19 protein-coding genes and 1 riboswitch are annotated in these 16,221 nt (G+C 72.4%); of the genes, 14 read left to right on the forward strand and 5 right to left on the reverse strand.

The genetic code is table 11. The features are described from left to right. The first annotated feature begins 197 nt into the window (after positions 1-197). Positions 198-362, forward strand: a riboswitch (FMN riboswitch). Between the two features lie 92 nt (positions 363-454). Beyond that, positions 455-985: a 6,7-dimethyl-8-ribityllumazine synthase gene (locus HLB44_RS00005; protein ID WP_173119339.1), complete on the forward strand. Its 531-nt coding sequence runs from the start codon at positions 455-457 to the stop codon at positions 983-985. A 60-nt stretch (positions 986-1,045) separates the two neighbouring features. Beyond that, positions 1,046-1,930: an SGNH/GDSL hydrolase family protein gene (locus HLB44_RS00010; protein ID WP_173119341.1), complete on the forward strand. Its 885-nt coding sequence runs from the start codon at positions 1,046-1,048 to the stop codon at positions 1,928-1,930. Here the strand turns inward: HLB44_RS00010 and HLB44_RS00015 are convergent. Then, entirely contained in the window at positions 1,917-2,906 is a 990-nt protein-coding gene (locus HLB44_RS00015; RefSeq protein ID WP_173119342.1) for a Bug family tripartite tricarboxylate transporter substrate binding protein, read from the reverse strand. The genes HLB44_RS00010 and HLB44_RS00015 overlap by 14 nt on opposite strands. 238 nt (positions 2,907-3,144) lie before the next feature. On the opposite strand from HLB44_RS00015, the gene HLB44_RS00020 reads away from it, so the two are divergent. From HLB44_RS00020 to HLB44_RS36910, 7 genes are read left to right on the forward strand one after another with little or no spacing between them, the layout of a single operon-like run. Further along, entirely contained in the window at positions 3,145-4,416 is a 1,272-nt protein-coding gene (locus HLB44_RS00020) for a lipase family alpha/beta hydrolase (protein WP_343051180.1), read from the forward strand. A 4-nt stretch (positions 4,417-4,420) separates the two neighbouring features. Next, positions 4,421-5,146 carry a response regulator gene (locus HLB44_RS00025; RefSeq protein ID WP_173119344.1) on the forward strand — a complete coding sequence of 242 codons (726 nt, stop codon included), beginning with the start codon at positions 4,421-4,423 and terminating at the stop codon, positions 5,144-5,146. Next, a complete protein-coding gene (locus HLB44_RS00030; protein ID WP_173119346.1) occupies positions 5,139-6,530 on the forward strand; it encodes a sensor histidine kinase in 1,392 nt (463 codons plus the stop codon). The genes HLB44_RS00025 and HLB44_RS00030 overlap by 8 nt, the downstream gene beginning before the upstream one ends. Next, positions 6,527-7,558 (forward strand): Bug family tripartite tricarboxylate transporter substrate binding protein, encoded by a 1,032-nt coding sequence (locus HLB44_RS00035; protein WP_246311993.1) that lies wholly within the window; start codon positions 6,527-6,529, stop codon positions 7,556-7,558. Before HLB44_RS00030 ends, HLB44_RS00035 begins: the two co-directional genes overlap by 4 nt. 45 nt (positions 7,559-7,603) lie before the next feature. Continuing rightward, positions 7,604-8,314 carry an RNA polymerase sigma factor gene (locus tag HLB44_RS00040; RefSeq protein ID WP_425500751.1) on the forward strand — a complete coding sequence of 237 codons (711 nt, stop codon included), beginning with the start codon at positions 7,604-7,606 and terminating at the stop codon, positions 8,312-8,314. Between the two features lie 25 nt (positions 8,315-8,339). After that, on the forward strand, positions 8,340-8,909 hold the full coding sequence (locus HLB44_RS00045) for a ferritin-like domain-containing protein (protein ID WP_173119351.1): 570 nt from the start codon (positions 8,340-8,342) through the stop codon (positions 8,907-8,909). Then, entirely contained in the window at positions 8,906-9,286 is a 381-nt protein-coding gene (locus HLB44_RS36910) for a c-type cytochrome (protein ID WP_343051181.1), read from the forward strand. The genes HLB44_RS00045 and HLB44_RS36910 overlap by 4 nt, the downstream gene beginning before the upstream one ends. A gap of 24 nt (positions 9,287-9,310) precedes the next feature. Here the strand turns inward: HLB44_RS36910 and HLB44_RS00055 are convergent, their stop codons facing one another. From HLB44_RS00055 to HLB44_RS36680, 3 genes are read right to left on the reverse strand one after another with little or no spacing between them, the layout of a single operon-like run. Continuing rightward, the gene (locus HLB44_RS00055; protein ID WP_173119353.1) at positions 9,311-9,727 is read right to left on the reverse strand and encodes a hypothetical protein; all 417 of its coding nucleotides are present in this window, start codon (positions 9,725-9,727) and stop codon (positions 9,311-9,313) included. Positions 9,728-9,739: 12 nt separating this feature from the next. After that, positions 9,740-10,825, reverse strand: a complete 1,086-nt coding sequence (locus HLB44_RS00060) for a PDDEXK nuclease domain-containing protein (RefSeq protein ID WP_173119355.1) — start codon at positions 10,823-10,825, stop codon at positions 9,740-9,742. 4 nt (positions 10,826-10,829) lie between these two features. After that, the gene (locus HLB44_RS36680; RefSeq protein WP_217283487.1) at positions 10,830-11,018 is read right to left on the reverse strand and encodes a hypothetical protein; all 189 of its coding nucleotides are present in this window, start codon (positions 11,016-11,018) and stop codon (positions 10,830-10,832) included. A gap of 86 nt (positions 11,019-11,104) precedes the next feature. Here HLB44_RS36680 and HLB44_RS00070 point away from each other — a divergent pair, with 86 nt between their 5' ends. From HLB44_RS00070 to HLB44_RS00090, 5 genes are read left to right on the forward strand one after another with little or no spacing between them, the layout of a single operon-like run. Then, on the forward strand, positions 11,105-11,974 hold the full coding sequence (locus HLB44_RS00070) for a lysophospholipid acyltransferase family protein (RefSeq protein ID WP_173119357.1): 870 nt from the start codon (positions 11,105-11,107) through the stop codon (positions 11,972-11,974). Next, a complete protein-coding gene (locus tag HLB44_RS00075; protein ID WP_173119359.1) occupies positions 11,971-12,957 on the forward strand; it encodes a zinc-dependent alcohol dehydrogenase in 987 nt (328 codons plus the stop codon). The genes HLB44_RS00070 and HLB44_RS00075 overlap by 4 nt, the downstream gene beginning before the upstream one ends. Positions 12,958-12,965: 8 nt before the next feature. Next, positions 12,966-13,385, forward strand: a complete 420-nt coding sequence (locus HLB44_RS00080) for a 6-pyruvoyl trahydropterin synthase family protein (RefSeq protein WP_173119361.1) — start codon at positions 12,966-12,968, stop codon at positions 13,383-13,385. A 17-nt stretch (positions 13,386-13,402) separates the two neighbouring features. Then, on the forward strand, positions 13,403-14,470 hold the full coding sequence (locus HLB44_RS00085) for a glycosyltransferase family 4 protein (RefSeq protein WP_173119363.1): 1,068 nt from the start codon (positions 13,403-13,405) through the stop codon (positions 14,468-14,470). After that, positions 14,467-15,357 carry an SAM-dependent methyltransferase gene (locus tag HLB44_RS00090; protein ID WP_173119365.1) on the forward strand — a complete coding sequence of 297 codons (891 nt, stop codon included), beginning with the start codon at positions 14,467-14,469 and terminating at the stop codon, positions 15,355-15,357. The genes HLB44_RS00085 and HLB44_RS00090 overlap by 4 nt, the downstream gene beginning before the upstream one ends. A gap of 4 nt (positions 15,358-15,361) precedes the next feature. On the opposite strand, the gene HLB44_RS00095 is transcribed toward HLB44_RS00090, so the two are convergent. After that, positions 15,362-16,210 carry a RibD family protein gene (locus tag HLB44_RS00095; RefSeq protein WP_173119367.1) on the reverse strand — a complete coding sequence of 283 codons (849 nt, stop codon included), beginning with the start codon at positions 16,208-16,210 and terminating at the stop codon, positions 15,362-15,364. Positions 16,211-16,221 lie beyond the last annotated feature (11 nt).

A 16,221-nucleotide genomic window follows, 5' to 3' on the forward strand; every position in this document is an offset into this window, starting at 1 on the left:
GCGGCCCCATTGCGGACGACAGGGGTCGCAATGTCCCAATTCGAGATCCAAATCTCGGCCAAATCGGCTGCCTCCAACCAAATCGGCCGTACAGCTCACCTACCGTGAAACATGCGGGCTAAGGCGATGCCGCCTGGGCGACAGCGCCGGCGCCGCAGCCACTTCTAGAATTCCTGCGCCCGCCGTCCGCGGCGGGCAAACGTTCTCAGGGCGGGGCGGAATTCCCCACCGGCGGTATGCCGCGCAAGCGGCGAGCCCGCGAGCGCCCGTTGCCGTGCAAGGATTTCATGCAGGCGGCGGGGTCAGCAGACCTGGTGCGAGGCCAGGGCCGACGGTCACAGTCCGGATGAAAGAGAGCGTGAGCGTGGTCGCGGCGTGCCCGTTCATCGGCACGCCCGCGGCCATGCGCGCGTGCGCCCTGATTCTGGTCGTCCACTCTCGCAAGGGGAAATCCATGAATCAGACCTCCTCCCACCCTTCCTCCGACACCACGCTGCGGCCGCGCATTGCGGTCGTTTCCGCCACCTGGCATCGCGACATCGTCGCCCGGGCCACCGACGCGCTGAAGGCCGAGCTCGAACGAAGTCGACGCTTCGCGGGCCGTATCGACCATCTCGAGGTGCCCGGCGCCTTCGAGATCCCGCTGCATGCGAAGAAGCTGGCGCAGACCGGCCGCTACGACGCGATCATTGCCTGCGCGCTGGTCGTCAACGGCGGCATCTACCGCCATGAGTTCGTCGCCGCAGCGGTGATCGACGCGCTGATGCGCGTGCAGCTCGATTGCGAGGTGCCGGTGTTCTCGGCGGTGCTGACGCCGCGCGATTTCCACGAGCACGACGAGCACCGGCAGTTCTTCGCCGAGCACTTCGTCAAGAAGGGCACCGAGGTCGCGCGCGCCTGCCTGGACACGCTGGCCAGCCTGGCCACGCTGGCCGAGCTCGACCGGCCAGGCAGCCTCGGACAGCTTGCCGCGCGCACGGGCTGACGGGCACGGCGCTTGCCGTAGGGACGGCATCGATACCAATTGTTTTTCGGAGTTGTTGCGATGTCTGCCGTTCCCGTCAGGTTCGGCATGGCCCTGGGTGGCGCCATGTGTGCGGCGGCCGGGGCTGCGCTGCTGGATCAGAGCCTGCGCGTGCGCCGGGCGCTGGCCGATGCACGCGCCGCGGCAGCGGTGCACACGGCCTTCGAACGGCGCATCGAGACCGCGCATGCGCGCGTGCTGGTGCTCGGCGACAGCACCGGCGCCGGCATCGGCGCGCAGGCGGCCGACGAGGCGATTGCCGGATTGCTGGCGCGTGACCATCCGCAGATCGAGGTGCTGAACCTGAGCCGCTCGGGCGCCCGCATCGCGGACGTCGGCCGCCAGACCGAGTCCCTGCCCCGTTCGAGCCAGCCGCTGTTCGACCTGCTGCTGCTGCACGTCGGCGCCAACGACATCCTGCGCGCGCGCCGCCTCGCCGAGATCGACGAGCCGGCGCAACGCATGGTGTGCACGCTGCGCCCGCTGGCGCGCCGCATGATCTGGGTGGGTCCGGGCGACCTCGGTCTGGCACCGCTGTTCCGAGCGCCCTTCACCTGGTGGCTGTCGCGCCGCACGCACGCCGCGGCCCGACGCTTCGGCCGCCTGGCGCAACACCACGACATCCATTTCGTCGGCTTCCACGAGGGGCCGCACCGCGCGGTGCTGGCCGCTGATCCGCGGCGTTACTTCTGCGCCGACGGCATCCACCCCAGCACCGAGGGCTACCGCTACTGCTACGGCTGGCTGAGGAGCGCGGCGGTGCTGGAGTTGGGTGGCGCGGTCCGTGACCAGGCGACCGGGGACACCTTCGATTCGGGAGGTGACGTCTCCCAGATGACGCGATGCCCGACTGCGGCCTGCTCGAGGTCGGAGATAGCGTCTCCCGGGCTCCTCAATCCGGCTTGATCTTCGCCCGCGCGATCACCGCCTTCCAGCGCTGCTGCTCGACGCCGATGAACTTCGCGAACTCGGCCGGCGTGCTGCCGACGGCGATCGCGGCGTCGGCCTGCAGGCGCTCGAGCGCCGTCGGTTCCTTGACCGCCTTGATGGCGGCGGCGGCCAGCTTGTCGGTGGCCGCCCCCGGCAGCGTCGACGGAGCGAGCAGGCCGTACCACTGCGTCATCTCGAAGCCCGGAAAGCCCTGCTCGGCGACGGTGGACACATCCGGCAATTGCGGGATGCGTTGCGGCGTGCCGGTGGCGATGCAGCGCAGCTTGCCGGTCTTGACGAACTGCAGCACCGCCGGCGCGCCGACCGATGCGGCGTCGAGCCGGCCGGCCAGCAGGTCGGTCAATTGCGGGCCGGTGCCGCGGTACGGCACATGGACCATGAACAGGTCGGCGGCCATCTTCAGGTATTCCATCGCCAGGTGGCCGGCGCTGCCGTTGCCGGCCGAGCCATAGTTCAGCCGGCCCGGTTTGGACTTCACCAGCGCGACGAATTCCTTCAGGTTGCGCACCGGCAGGTCGGGATGCACGAGGTACAGGCTCGGCACCTTCGCCAGCAGCGAGATCGGCTTGAAGTCCTTGTTCGGGTCGTAGGGCAGCTTGTCGAAGATGAACGGGTTCACTGCCAGCGTGCCGATGTGGCCGAGGATCACCGTGTGCTGGTCGTCGGCACGCGCGACCTCCTGCATCGCAACGTTGCCGGCGGCGCCGGGCTTGTTGTCGACGTAGACGCTCTGGCCGAGCAGCTTCGCCATCTCGGCGGCACTGGCACGGGCGACGATCTCGGAGCTGCCGCCCGGCGCGAACGGCACGACGAAACGGATCGGCTTGGAAGGCCATGCGGCCTGGGCGTGTAGCGCCGGGGCGAAGGCGCCGGCAGCGCCGGCCGCGGCGGCGTGCAGCAGCGCGCGGCGGCGCAAATTCAGCTCGGTCATGGTGTTTCTCCTTTTGGCCCCCAATCCCCCCGAGGGGGCGTCGTCGCCTGGGGGCGGCCCGGCGGCGACTGGCAGCGGATGTCTTCGAGTGCGGCGACTGTGCCCGCGGCGACCTTTCAAACGCCTATCAGGCTCTGGCCGCCCCGGCACCGGGCGCTGGCTCTAAAGCCTCGCTTGCGCGGCGGCGGCGCCGGCTGCACAGTGGCCCGCTGCGGCAGGGCCGTCAACAAGGAGCTCGGTGAACGACAACAAGGTTTCGACGCCGCCGGCGCTGCCGGTGCGGGCCTCCGCACCCGCGCTGCCGCTGCGGATCTCCGACCTGCGCGGCCTGTCGCGCCTGGGCGTCGAAGGCGTGCTCGGCCTGACCGATGTGGTCGAGGCGATGCACCACACGATCGCTTCGCGCGCCGGCATCGTCGGGCCGGCGCCGGCGGGGCGGACCCGCGGCATCACCGGTGCGGTTTACGGCGCAGTGCGCGGCACGACGCGGCTGGTCGGCCACGCGGCCGATGCGCTGTTCGGCGCACTGCCGCACGGTGGCGAGGCCGACCACCGCTCGCCGCGGCGCGAGGCGACGATCGCCGCACTGAACGGCGTGTGGGGCGACCACCTGGCCGAGACCGCCAACCCGCTGGCGCTGCCAATGCGGCTGCGCAGCGAGGGCCGCGCGCTGGCGCTGAATGCCGCGTCGCTCGCCGCGCTGCCGCGCCCGCCGCATGGCCGCCGCCTGCTGGTGCTGGTGCACGGCCTGTGCATGAACGACTTGCAGTGGCAGCGCAAGGGCCATGACCACGGTTGCTGGCTGGCGCGCGAGCTCGGCTACACACCGCTTTACCTGCACTACAACACCGGCCGCCACGTGTCGCAGAACGGGCGCGACCTGGCCGCGCTGCTCGAGCGCCTGGTCGCGGGATGGCCGGTGCCGGTGGACGAGCTGGTGCTGCTCGGCCACAGCATGGGCGGCTTGATCGCGCGCAGCGCCTGCCACGCGGCGACGCAATCGGACCAGGCCTGGTTGTCGTCGTTGAAGGCGCTGGTCTTCCTCGGCACGCCGCACCATGGCGCGGCGCTGGAGCGCGGCGGCCGGCTCGTCGATGCGCTGTTCGGCTTCAGCCCGTATGCCGCGCCGATCGGGCGCGTCGGCACGAGTCGCAGCGCCGGCATCACCGACCTGCGTTTCGGCAACCTGCAAGACGCCGACTGGCAAGGCCGCGAGCGCCGCGACCAGCGCCACGACGACCGCCAGCCGACACCGCTGCCCACCGGCGTGCCGGCCTATGCGCTGGCGGGCACGCTGGCACGGACGCTGCCCGAACGCGCGCCGCGCCTGCGCGACCGGCTGATCGGCGATGGCCTCGTGTCGCCGGCCAGCGCACTCGGCGACCACGACGACCCGGCGCTCGCGCTCGCGCTGCCGGCGGCGCATCGGCGCGTGCTGACCGACTGCAGCCACTGGGACCTGCTCGACCGCCCCGAGGCCGCTGCGCAACTCTGCGACTGGTTGCGCTGAGCCGATGCGCATCCTGCTGGCCGAGGACGAACACACGCTCGGCGAGTGGCTTGCGAAGGCGCTCGGCCAGGCGGGGTTTCGCGTCGACTGGCTCGACGACGGCCGGCTGGTCGAGCGCGCGCTGGTCGAGCACGACTACGACGCGCTGGTGCTCGACTTGGGCCTGCCCGGCCGCGGCGGCCACGAGATCCTGCGCCGGCTGCGCGCGGCCGACCGGCGCCTGCCTGTTCTGGTGCTGACGGCGCGCGACTCGCTGGCCGAACGGGTCGACACGCTGAACGAAGGCGCCGACGACTTCCTCGCCAAGCCCTTCGCACTGGCCGAGCTGGAGGCGCGGCTGGTGGCGCTGATCCGCCGCGCGCGCGGCAGCGAGCATCCGCGCTTCGGCTGCGGGCCGCTGCAGTTCGACGCGGTGACGCGCCAGTTCACGCTCGCCGACGAGGTGCTCGCGCTGTCGCCGCGCGAGCAGGCGCTGCTGCGCGCGCTGATCTCGAAGTCGGGCGAGCCGCTCGGCCGCCAGCAGCTGCTCGACCGCGTGTTCGCCGACGACGAGGACGTGCAGCCGAGCGCGCTCGACGTGCTGCTGCACCGGCTGCGCAAGCGGCTCGACGGCAGCGGCGTGCGCATCCACACCTACCGCGGCCTGGGTTACGTGCTGGAGCCCGAGCCGGCGCCGGGGGCGCCGCTGGCGGGCCCCGTGCGCGATGCAGGCGATGCGGGCGATGCCTGATCCGGCGCGCCGGCGCGCCAGCCTGCGCACGCGGCTGCTGGTGCTGCTGCTGCCCGCGCTGGCGCTGCTGGCCGGCGCGGGCCTGTGGCTGACGCGCGCCGATGCCGTGGCCGCTGCAAATGCGGCCTATGACCGCTCGCTGCTCGGCGCGATCAAGGCGCTCGAGCTGAACGTGTCGACGGCCTCCGGCGGCCTCGCGGTCGAGCTGCCGTACCGGCTGTTCGAGTTCTTCCAGCTGACCGCCAGCGGCACGGTGCACTTCCGTGTCGCCACCGCCGACGGCCTGGTCGAGATCGGCAGCCCCGACCTGCCGCCGCCGCCGGCACCGCTGCGCAGCGGCGAGCCGCAGTTCTACGACGCGGCGTATTTCGGCGAGCCGCTGCGGCTGGGCGTGTTGAAGCGGCCGCTGGAACGGCCACTGGAAGCGCCGCTCGGCGAATCACGCGAGATCGTGATCCAGGTCGGCGAGAGCACCGTCTCGCGCGAGCGTTTCACGTCGGCCTTCGTGCGCCGCGCGCTGCAGCGCGACCTGGTGCTGCTGGCGCTGCTGGTGGTGGCGGTGATCGCCGTGTCGACCGTCGTGCTGCGACCGCTGGCGCGGCTGGCGGCCGACACCCGAGCACGCGCCGCCGACGACCTGCGGCCGCTCGATCCCGCCGGCCTGCCCGCCGACGTGCTGCCGCTGGTCGATGCGGTGAACCAGCAGCTCGCGCGCAGCGAACAGTTGCTCGACCAGCGCCGCCGCTTCGTCGACGACGCGTCGCACCAGCTGCGCACGCCGCTGACGACCTTGCGCGCGCAGCTCGACTACGCGTTGCGCGAAGCCGACCCGGTGCGCGCACGCGGTGCGCTGCAGGCGCTGTCGGCAGCGCTCGACCAGGCGATCCGCGCGACGAATCAGTTGCTGGTGCTGGCGCGCAGCGATGCTGCGGTACCCCGCCAGGACCCGTTCGACCTGGGCGAGCTCGCGCGTGAGGTGGCGCTGCAACTGCTGCCGCTGGCGCGCGAACGCAGCCTCGACTTCGGCCTCGACGTGCCCGAGGACCCACTGCCGGTGCGCGGCGACCGCGCGCTGCTGCACGAGGCGCTGTTGAACCTGGGCCACAACGCGATCGAGCATGGCCGCGGCGGCGGCACGGTGACCTTGCAGGCCGCCGCCGATGGCCTGGGCGCGAGCCTTGCGGTGATCGATGATGGTCCGGGCCTGGCGCCTGAAGTCAGCGGCCAGGCCGGTGAACGTTTTGCGAAGAGCCGCGGCAGCCGCGGCTCGGGCCTCGGCCTGGCGATCGCCAAGACGGTGATCCAGCGGCATCGCGGCCGCCTGCGGCTGGAACCGCGCGACGACGGGCCGGGTTTGCGCGCGTCGCTGTGGTGGCCACGATGACGATGCGTCGCCGCACGCTGCTGCTCGGTGCGCTCACGGCGCCGCCCGCGACGCACGCGCTGCCGCCAGGTTCGGCGCCGGCGTTGCCAGCGGGGTCTGTGCCGCCGGCCTTGCCACCGGGGGCCGAATGCATCGCCCCGGCCAAGCCCGGCGGCGGCTTCGACCTGTCGTGCCGGCTCGCGCAGGCCGCGCTGCAACAGGCCGATGCCGCGCGCCCGCTGCTGCCGATCCGCTACCTGCCGGGCGGCATCGGCGCGCTGGCCTACCGCACCGCGCTGACGCAGCGCGCGGCCGATGCGGCGGCGCTGGTCGCGTTTTCCAGCGGCACGCTGCTGAACCTGGTGCAGGGCCGCTTCGGCCCGACCCCGCCGCGCGAGGTGCGCTGGCTCGCCGCGCCGGGCTTCGACCATGGCGTGATCGCCGTGAACCGCGCGGCGCCGTGGCCGACCCTCGGCGCCTTGGTCGAGGCGCTGCGTGCGCAGCCCAACGCCATCGTCTTCGGCGCCGGCGGCACGATCGGCAGCCAGGACTGGATGAAGGCCGCGCTGCTCGCACGCTCGGCCGGCGTCGGCCACCGCACGATGCGCTTCGTCGCGTTCGAGGGCGGCGGCGAAGCGGTCGGTGCGCTCGCCGGCCGCCATGTGCAGGTGCTGGCCGGGGATGCGGCCGAGCTCGCGCATCAGCAGGACGCAGGTGCACCGGTGCGCGTGCTGGCGGTGCTGGCTGACCGCCGCCTGCCCGGCCGCTGGGCGGCTGTGCCCACCGCCCGCGAACAAGGCTTCGACATCCGCTGGCCGATCCTGCGTGGCTTCTACCTTGGGCCGGCGGTCGACGACGCGGCCTATCACACATGGTCAGCGGCCTTCGAAGCGGCGTTCGCGGCGCCCGGTTTTGCCGCGTTGCGGCAACGTGCCGGGCTCGAGGCGCCGTCGTTGATCGGCACGCCGCTGCAGGACTTCGTGCAGCGGCAGCTGGCCGACTACCGCGCACTGACCGACAGTTTCGGCCTGCCGCGGCGCGCGGCGTAAGCCTCGGTCGGGAACGGATCGCCGCGGCATGCCATCCAACGCCGCATGATGACGCCGCTGCCCGCCCCCCTGCCCGCGCCCGAGCCTGAAACCGACGCCGGCCTCGCCGCCCGCGCCGCCGGCGGCGACACGCTGGCCTTCGAGCTGATCATGCGGCGCAACAACCGCCTGCTCTTTCGCACCGCCCGCAGCATCCTGAAGAGCGACGCCGAGGCCGAGGACGCGCTGCAGGACACATATCTGAAGGCCTGGCGCGGACTCGGCGGCTTCCGCGCCGATGCGAAGCTGTCGACCTGGCTGGTACGCATCGTCAGCAACGAGGCGCTGGCCCGGCTGCGTCCGCGCAGCGCGCAGGTGATTTCGCTGGAGGGCGCGATGGACGACACGGCGCATGCGGCCGGGCTGACGCTGCCCGACGACCCCGACCGGCAGCCCGACCGCGCCGCCATGCGTGCCGAGCTGCGCCGCCTGATGGAGGCACGCATCGACCGGCTGCCCGACGTGTTTCGCACGGTGTTCGTGCTGCGCGCGGTCGAGGAGTGGAAGGTCGAGGAGATCGCCGCAGCGCTGGCGATTCCCGAAGCCACCGTGCGAACCCGCTTCTTCCGCGCGCGCAGCCTGCTGCGCGAAGCCTTGTCGTGCGACATCGACGTGGCGATCGCCGACGCGTTCTCCTTCGACGGTGCGCGCTGTGACCGCATCGTGTGTCGTGTGCTGGCCAGCCTTGCCGATCAACCGGCGGCCGACCCCAGCTGATTCCCACCCTTCCATTGGAGTTGCCATGTCATCGTTCCTGCTCACGCCGACGCCCGCCGTCGCGCGGCGCCTCTTTCTCGGGCACTCGGGCCTCGTGTTGTCCGGTGCGGCCGTCGCGCTGCTCGCGGGCAAGCAGGCGCTGGCGGCCAAGTCCGGCGCCGACCCGAAGGACGTTCAGATCCTCAACACCGCGCTCGGCGCGGAGCTGGAGGCGATCGCCGCCTATCAGCTCGGCGCCGAGAGCAAGCTGCTGCAAAAGCCCGTGCTCGACCTGGCGCTGACCTTCCAGGGTCATCACAAGGAGCATGCCGACCTGCTGGCGAAGACGGTCGAGAAGCTCGGCGGCAAGCCGGTGCAGGCCAAGGCCGCATACAACTTTCCGGTCGATCAGCTGAAGGCACAGGCCGACGTGCTGCGCTTCGCCGCCAAGCTCGAGCAAGGGGCGGTCAGCGCCTACCTCGGCGCGGTGCCGCTGTTCGCGAATCGCGACCTGGCCAAGGCCGCGGCCAGCATCCTCGGCGACGAGGCGATGCACTGGGCGGTGCTGCGGCAGGCGCTCGGCGAGGTGCCGGTGCCGTCGGCTTTCGTGTCGTGAGGCGGGCAGCAGCGCTGGCGGCAGCCGCATTGGTATCGAGCACTGCATCCGGCGCGCCCGATGTGCTGAAGGGCGAGCAGGTCTACGCCCGCTGCATGGCGTGCCACGCCCTCGCCTTCGACCGCGTCGGCCCGCGGCACTGCGGCCTCATCGGCCGGCGCGCCGGCAGCGTGCCGGGCTTCGACTACTCGGCGGCGATGAAACGCTCGAAGATCGTCTGGGACGAGAAGACGCTCGATCGGTTCCTGGCCGGGCCGCTGAAGATGGTGCCGGGGAGCACGATGACTTACGACGGTATTTCGGATCGGCGGGAACGGGCCGATCTGATTGCCTACCTGAAGCAGGCGGGCCAGACGGCGGAGTGCACGAAGCGCTGACCGAGCCGGGATCTCCTATCAGGCTCAGTCGATCGATGACTCGGTCGGCTGGCTCAAGTCGGCCGCAATCAGCCGAAACTGCTTCAGGGCCGCTTCCAGGTCGTCGATGATCTCTTGCGCGATCACGTCCGGCGCCAGCAGGTTGTCGCCGTCGACCAGCGACTCGTCCTTCAGGCAGAAGATGTCCAGGCTTGCCTTGTCGCGGGCGGCCAGCTCGTCGTAGTCGTAGGCGCGCCAACGGCCTTCGGGACGTTCGGCGGCCCACGTCGGAGCCCGAGCGAAGCGATTCGCGACGTTGTACACGCCGACGAATTCGTCGAGGTCAGCGCGCTTCAGCGGATTGGTCTTCAGCGTGAAGTGCTTGTTCGTGCGCAGGTCGTAGGTCCAAAGCTTGCGGGTCCACGGCGTTTCGCTCGCGGGTTTCTTGTCGAGGAACAGCACGTTGGCCCGTCGCTATTCAAACCGCGCTCGCGCGGTTTCGATGGCCGCTTGCAAGCGGCGGTGCAGGAGCTCGCGCGCCGGCAGCTCGGTCAGGTACTCGGCGACGTGGATGCCGGCGCTGTCGAGCTCGAGCAGTTCGACCTGTTCCTCGTTCTTCTGGGCGCACAGGATGATGCCCAGGGGTGGCAGTTCATCGTCCTGCCGCTCGTGCTTGTCCAGCCAGCGCAGGTACAACTCCATCTGGCTCTTGTAGGCCGACTTGAATCGCCCGAGCTTCAAGTCCAGCGCGATCAGCCGCTTCAGGCGGCGGTTGTAGAACAGCAGGTCGATGTAGAAGTCCTCGCCGTCGATCTGCAGGCGCTTCTGGCGTGCGATGAAGCTGAATCCCGCGCCCATCTCCAGCAGGAAGCCCTCCAGTTCACGCAGGATGGCGTCTTCCAGATCACGCTCGACGTAGCGGTCGGCGACGCCGAGGAAGTCGAGCACGTACGGGTCCTTGAGCACCAGCGCCGGCGTCAACTCGCCGCGCGCTCGCAGTGCGGCCATTTCCTTCGCGACCACGGCCTCGGGCTGGCGCGACAGCGCGGTGCGTTCGTAGAGCATCGAGTCGATGCGGGCAGCCAGGGTGCGCACGCTCCAGCCCTCGATCCGGCACATCTCGGCATAGAACTCGCGTTGCAGCGGCTGCTTCAGCGGCAGCAGCTCGCGGAAGTGCGACCAGCTCAAATGTCGCCACAGCGTGGCGACAATCGCCTCGTCCGGGAAGGCCTCGGCGAACTGCACCATCCGCCGCAGGTTCTTCTCCTCGAAGCCCCGCCCATACTCGGCGGCCAATTGTCGCGACAGCGTGGCGACAATCTGCTCGCCGTAGTCGGCCCGGGTGGCGCCCAGAACCTCATCGCGGATGCGCTTGCCGATGCGCCAGTAGAGCACCGTCAGGCTGATGTTCACGGCGACGGCAGCAGCGTGACGAGCCTCCTGGATCAGCCGCCGCAGATCGGCAAGCAGCGTGTCGCCTGCCGGGGCCGGCGGCGTCGCCTTCACCCTGCGCCGGCTCGGCAAGGTGGTGGCAGTGGAGCCTTTGCGCGCGGTGACCATCGGGTCAAGTCGGGCCGTCGAACAGGTCGGCCGTGGTGTTGTCCGGTGCAGCGCGTGTCGCCGAGAGCGTCGCGCCGCGCCTCTTGGCTTCGATCAAGCCGCAGGTCCTGCCGTCGACGTCCTGCACCGCCCAGCCCGCGGCTTGCAGCAGACGATCGATTTCTTGTCGCGCAACCTGCTCCGGGTTCGCCATCGCCAGGCCCCATTCCTCGCTGGGGACGAAGGGTAGCGCATCGCGGCGGCGCCGATGCGCGCCGGCGGCCCTAGACTGCGCGCACCATGCCCAGCGCCGCAGCCAGCCCGGTCGACACGCTGACCGAGATCAACATCGACGATCTGTTCGATGCGATCGGCCTGGCCGCCTGGCGCCGCACGCCGCTGCGGCGGCTGTTGCGCCCGCCGGCGCGGCGCTTCGCCGACATCGCGCACGAGTTCGACGGCGAAGTCGCCGCGCACGGCCTGGCCGAGGGCAGCGCCTGGATGCTGCGGCGCATGAGCGGCGGCCTCGAGGTGCGCGGGCTGCAGCACGTGCCGGTGCACGGCCCGGTGTGCGTGCTCGCGAACCATCCGGGCATGACCGACACGGTGGCGCTGATCGCCAGCCTTGGCGGGCGGCCCGACCTGCGCGTGATCGCGCTCGACCGGCCCTTCCTGCGCGCGCTGCCGGCGGTGGCGCGGCAGCTGATCTTCGTGCCCGCCGACGACGCGCCCGGCCGCCTGGCGGTGGTGCGCCGCGGCGTGCAGCACCTGAAGGACGGCGGCGCGCTGCTGACCTTTCCGGCGGCGCGCATCGAGCCGGACCCCGCCGTCTTCGGCGCCCGCCGCGCGCTCGATGCGCTGGCGGACTGGTCGGCGAGCTTCGCGGTGTTCGCGCGACTCGTGCCGCAGACGGCGTGCGTGCCGGCGCTGGTCAGCCAGGTGCTGGATGCCGACGCGCAGCGCCATCCGCTGACGCGGTTGCGCCGGCGGCCCGAGGACCGCGAGAAGCTCGCCGCCGCGCTGCAGGTGTCGATAACGCGTTATCAGCGCGCCAAGGTGCGGGTCAGCTTCGGGCCAGCGCTGCAGGTGGACGCCGCCGACACGGCGGCGCTGCGCGCGGCGCTGCTGGACCGGATGGCGCGGCTGGTCGACGAAGACGGCCATCGATGAACGATCCGCACGACACCGCCCTCGCCTGCTGGCTCGCCGAGCCCGGCCGCGCCGAGCTGCGCACGCAAGCGCTGCCGCCGCCCGGCGACGGCGAGGTGCGGGTGCGCACGCTGCACAGCGCGATCAGCCGCGGCACCGAGACGCTGGTGTTCCGCGGCGAGGTGCCGGCGAGCGAATACGCACGCATGCGCGCGCCGTTCCAGGAGGGCGACTTTCCCGGCCCGCTGAAGTACGGCTACTCAAGCGTCGGCATCGTCGAGCACGGCCCGCCGGCCCTTTGCGGCCGCGCGGTGTTCTGCCTGTATCCGCACCAGACGCGCTATGTCGTGCCGGCGCATGCCGTCCATGCGCTGCCCGAGGGCGTGCCGCCGGCGCGCGCGGTGCTCACGGCCAACCTCGAGACCGCGGTCAACGCGCTGTGGGATGCCGCGCCGCGCATCGGCGACCGCATCAGCGTGGTCGGCGGCGGCGCGGTCGGGCTGCTGGTGGCGCGGCTCGCCGGCCGGCTGCCGGGCTGCAGCGTGCAGCTGGTCGACGTGCAGCCGCAGCGGCGCACGCTCGCCGAACAGCTGGGCGCGGCCTTCGCCCTGCCCGACGACGCGCGCGGCGACGCCGATCTGGTGATCCACGCCAGCGGCCGCGAAGCGGGCCTGGCCACCGCGCTGCGCCTGGCCGGCTTCGAGGCCACGGTGCTGGAGCTGAGCTGGTACGGCGCGCGCCAAGTCGGCGTGCCGCTGGGCGAAGCCTTTCATGCGCGGCGGCTGGTGCTGAAGTCGTCGCAGGTCGGGCATGTCGCCGCGGCACAGCGCAGCCGCTGGGATGCGCCGCGGCGCCTGGCGCTGGCGCTGTCGCTGCTGGCCGATCCGGCGCTCGACGCGCTGGTCACCGACGTTTCTGCCTTTGCCGAGCTGCCGGCGGTGCTGGCGCGGCTTGCCGCGGGCGGTGCCGAGGGCACTGTCTGCCACCGCATCGACTACGACTGATGACGCCCATGTACAGCGTCAACGTCCGCGACCACTTCATGATCGCCCACAGCTTCGCCGGCGCGACCTTCGGCCCGGCCCAGCGCCTGCACGGCGCGACCTACGTCGTCGACTGCGAGATGCGGCGCGCGGCGCTCGACAGCGACGGCGTCGTCGTCGACATCGCGCGCGCGGCGGCACTGCTGCGCAGCGTGCTGGAGGCGATGAATTTCCGCAACCTCGACGACGCGCCCGAGTTCCATGGCCGCAACACCACCACCGAGTTCCTCGCGCGTTTCGTCTTCGATCGGCTGGCCGGCCGCATCGCCGCCGGCGAGCTCGGCGCGGAAGGTGCGGGCCTCGCGTCGCTGAAGGTCACGCTGCACGAATCGCATGTCGCCTGGGCGGCGTACGAAGGGCCCCTGCCGGCGCCTTCGGCCGCGGGCTGACTCGCCGGGGGCGACGCATGCGCCGGCTCGTCTTCCTCGTGCCCGGCGATCCGGCAAGCCTGACCGGCGGCTACGGCTACGACCGGGCCATCGTCGCCGGCCTGCGCGAACGCGGGTGGTCGATCGCCATGCCGGCGCTCGCGGCGAGCTTCCCGTGGCCGGACGCGCCAGCGCTGAACGCTGCCGCGAAAGACGTCGCGGCGATCGACAACGGCACGCTCGTCGTCGCCGACGGGCTGGCCTTCGGCGCGCTGCCGGCACTCACCGAGCAGCATGCCGCGCGGCTGCGCTGGGTTGCGCTGGTTCACCATCCGCTGGCGCTGGAAACGGGGCTCGACGACGCGGCGCGCCGGCAGCTCGCCGACAGCGAGCGCCGCGCGCTGGCCAGCGCGCGCATCGTCATCGTGCCGAGCGCGGCGACCGCGCGGGCGCTGGCGCCGTACGGCGTGCCGGCCGCGCGCATCCGCATCGTGCCGCCGGGCACCGCACCCGCATCGCTGGCGACCGGATCGGGTGCCGGCGCCGTCGCGGGGCTCAACTTGCTGTGTGTCGCGACACTGAGTGCACGCAAGGGTCATGCGCTGCTGATCGAGGCGCTGGCCGGCCTGGCCGACCGCGCCTGGACCTTGCATTGCATCGGCAGCACGACCCGCGACCGGGCCACCGCGGACTCGCTGCGCGGCCTGATCCACGCCCACGGCCTCGCCCATCGCGTGCACCTGCTGGGCGAGTTGCCCCCCGCCGATCTGCAGACGCACTACAGCCAAGCGGACATCGCCGTGCTGGCCTCGTACTTCGAGGGTTATGGCATGGCGCTGGCCGAAGCGCTGGCGCATGGCCTGCCGGTGATCGCGACGACGGCCGGCGCGATTCCCGACACGGTGCCGCCTGCTGCCGGCATGCTGGTGCCGCCCGGCGATGCAGCGGCCTTGCGCGCGGCGCTGCGGCGGGTGTTCGACGAGCCCGCGCTGCGCGCGCAGCTGGCGGCCGGCGCACGCGCGGCGCGCGCCATGCTGCCGGCCTGGCCACAGGCCGTCGCCGCCTTCGAAGCGGCACTCGACGATGCCGGAAGCCTTCCCCGATGACCGGATTCAGCGCCGACTGGCTGCAGCTGCGCGAGCCCTTCGATGCCGCGGCGCGTGCGGCGGCTGCCGAGGTCGTGGCCTTCGCGACCACGCGCGAACCCGGCGCGGCGCCGTGGCGCATCGTCGACCTGGCCTGCGGCAGCGGCGCCAACCTGCGCGCGCTGGCGCCGCAGCTCGGCCTGAAGCAGCAGTGGCGGCTGGTCGACCACGACCCGGCGCTGCTGGCCGCGGTGCCCGAAGCACTCGAGCGCTGGGCCGCGCAGCACGGTCACCAGCTCGCGCTGGATGGCGATCGGGCCTTGCACGGCACGATCCACCTCGCCGGCCGCGGCTGGTCGGCGAACGTCGCGCGGCAGCGGCTCGACCTGGCGCGCACGCTGGCCACGCTGGCGCTGCCGCGGGGCGGGCTGGTCACCAGCTCGGCCCTGCTCGACCTCGTGTCCGCGCCGTGGCTGCAGGCGCTGCTCGCGCGCGCCGCCGCCGCACGGGCGACGCTGCTGTGCGCGCTCAGCGTCGACGGCCGCATCGCCTGGGAGCCCACCGATCCGGCCGATGAGACCGTGCAGGCGCTCTTTGCGCAGCACCAGCACGGCGACAAGGGGTTCGGTGCCGCGCTCGGCCCGCAGGCGGCGGCGCAGGCCCTGCAGTGGATGGCTGCCGCCGGCTGGCGCACGCGGCAGGCGCCCACCGACTGGCAGATCGATGGCGCCCGCGCACCGGCGCTGCTGCGCGCGCTGATCGACGGCACCGCCGCCGCGGCGCTCGAGCAGGACCCGGCCGCCGCCGGCACGGTGCGCGCATGGTCGCAGCGTCGGATCGAGTGTCTGCCGGCGACACGGCTGCGCATCGGCCACCTCGACATCGCCGGCATCCCGCCGCACCGATGAGGCGCTAACTCCGCAGATCCACGTCCCAGAGGCGGTCGCTGCCGACGTTGAAGACGCGGCAGCGCGGCCGCGCGCAATCGGCCAGCCGCTCGGACCCCGCGAAGGACAGGCCGCGCCGGCCATCGCCGATCAGCACCGGGGCGATCGACAGGTGCAGCCGGTCGAGGCGGCGCTGCGCGAGGAAACGCGACACCGTCACGCCGCCGCCTTCGACGAGCACGCGCCGGCAGCCGCGCGCCTGCAGCGCGGCGAGCGCGGCGGCCGCGTCCGGCGTGCCGTCGTCGCGCAGCAGCCCGGGCACTGCCAGCACGCGCGCCGCGCCGGCCAGCGCTGCAGCGCGCGCTTGCCAGCGGGCGTCGCACAGCCACAGCGTCGGCACGTCGGTGTCGGTGAACACGTGGGCACTGGCGACGCAGCCGGCCAGGCCGAGCCGCGGATCGAACAGCACGCGCAGCGGATTTGGGCCGGCGGCGTGGCGCGTCGTCAGCCGCGGGTTGTCGATCGCCACCGTGCCGGCGCCAACGATCACCGCATCGCACAGCGCGCGCAGCCGGTGCAGGTGGCACAGCACCTCGGGGCCGCTGACGAAGGCCGAGTCGCCGCAGCGTGTGGCGATGCAGCCGTCCAGGCTCTGGCCGAGCTGCGCGATGACCCAGGGCGGGCCCTCGGCACGCGCATCGAGCAAGGGCTTGAACAGCGCCCACTGCTCGCGCGCGGCGTCGTCCCAGGGCCCGTCGCCGAGCTGCCAGCCAGCGGCGGCATCGTGCCGCACGCTGCCGGCCGGCAAAGACGGCGTGCCCGGCCCGCGCCAGCGCGCGATCGCCACCAGGCACGGCCACAGGTCTTCGAACATCGCGGTCATCC

Origin of the sequence: Pseudaquabacterium terrae (genome assembly GCF_013266755.1) — a bacterium.
Lineage (GTDB): Bacteria > Pseudomonadota > Gammaproteobacteria > Burkholderiales > Burkholderiaceae_C > Pseudaquabacterium > Pseudaquabacterium terrae.

Coding starts and splice junctions, on each gene's coding strand:
- HLB44_RS00005 (WP_173119339.1), top strand. CDS start 455: ATGAATCAGACCTCCTCCCACCCTTCCTCCGACACCACGCTGCGGCCG.
- HLB44_RS00010 (WP_173119341.1), top strand. CDS start 1,046: ATGTCTGCCGTTCCCGTCAGGTTCGGCATGGCCCTGGGTGGCGCCATG.
- HLB44_RS00015 (WP_173119342.1), bottom strand. CDS start 2,906: ATGACCGAGCTGAATTTGCGCCGCCGCGCGCTGCTGCACGCCGCCGCG.
- HLB44_RS00025 (WP_173119344.1), top strand. CDS start 4,421: ATGCGCATCCTGCTGGCCGAGGACGAACACACGCTCGGCGAGTGGCTT.
- HLB44_RS00030 (WP_173119346.1), top strand. CDS start 5,139: ATGCCTGATCCGGCGCGCCGGCGCGCCAGCCTGCGCACGCGGCTGCTG.
- HLB44_RS00035 (WP_246311993.1), top strand. CDS start 6,527: ATGACGATGCGTCGCCGCACGCTGCTGCTCGGTGCGCTCACGGCGCCG.
- HLB44_RS00040 (WP_425500751.1), top strand. CDS start 7,604: ATGATGACGCCGCTGCCCGCCCCCCTGCCCGCGCCCGAGCCTGAAACC.
- HLB44_RS00045 (WP_173119351.1), top strand. CDS start 8,340: ATGTCATCGTTCCTGCTCACGCCGACGCCCGCCGTCGCGCGGCGCCTC.
- HLB44_RS00060 (WP_173119355.1), bottom strand. CDS start 10,825: ATGGTCACCGCGCGCAAAGGCTCCACTGCCACCACCTTGCCGAGCCGG.
- HLB44_RS36680 (WP_217283487.1), bottom strand. CDS start 11,018: ATGGCGAACCCGGAGCAGGTTGCGCGACAAGAAATCGATCGTCTGCTG.
- HLB44_RS00070 (WP_173119357.1), top strand. CDS start 11,105: ATGCCCAGCGCCGCAGCCAGCCCGGTCGACACGCTGACCGAGATCAAC.
- HLB44_RS00075 (WP_173119359.1), top strand. CDS start 11,971: ATGAACGATCCGCACGACACCGCCCTCGCCTGCTGGCTCGCCGAGCCC.
- HLB44_RS00080 (WP_173119361.1), top strand. CDS start 12,966: ATGTACAGCGTCAACGTCCGCGACCACTTCATGATCGCCCACAGCTTC.
- HLB44_RS00085 (WP_173119363.1), top strand. CDS start 13,403: ATGCGCCGGCTCGTCTTCCTCGTGCCCGGCGATCCGGCAAGCCTGACC.
- HLB44_RS00090 (WP_173119365.1), top strand. CDS start 14,467: ATGACCGGATTCAGCGCCGACTGGCTGCAGCTGCGCGAGCCCTTCGAT.
- HLB44_RS00095 (WP_173119367.1), bottom strand. CDS start 16,210: ATGTTCGAAGACCTGTGGCCGTGCCTGGTGGCGATCGCGCGCTGGCGC.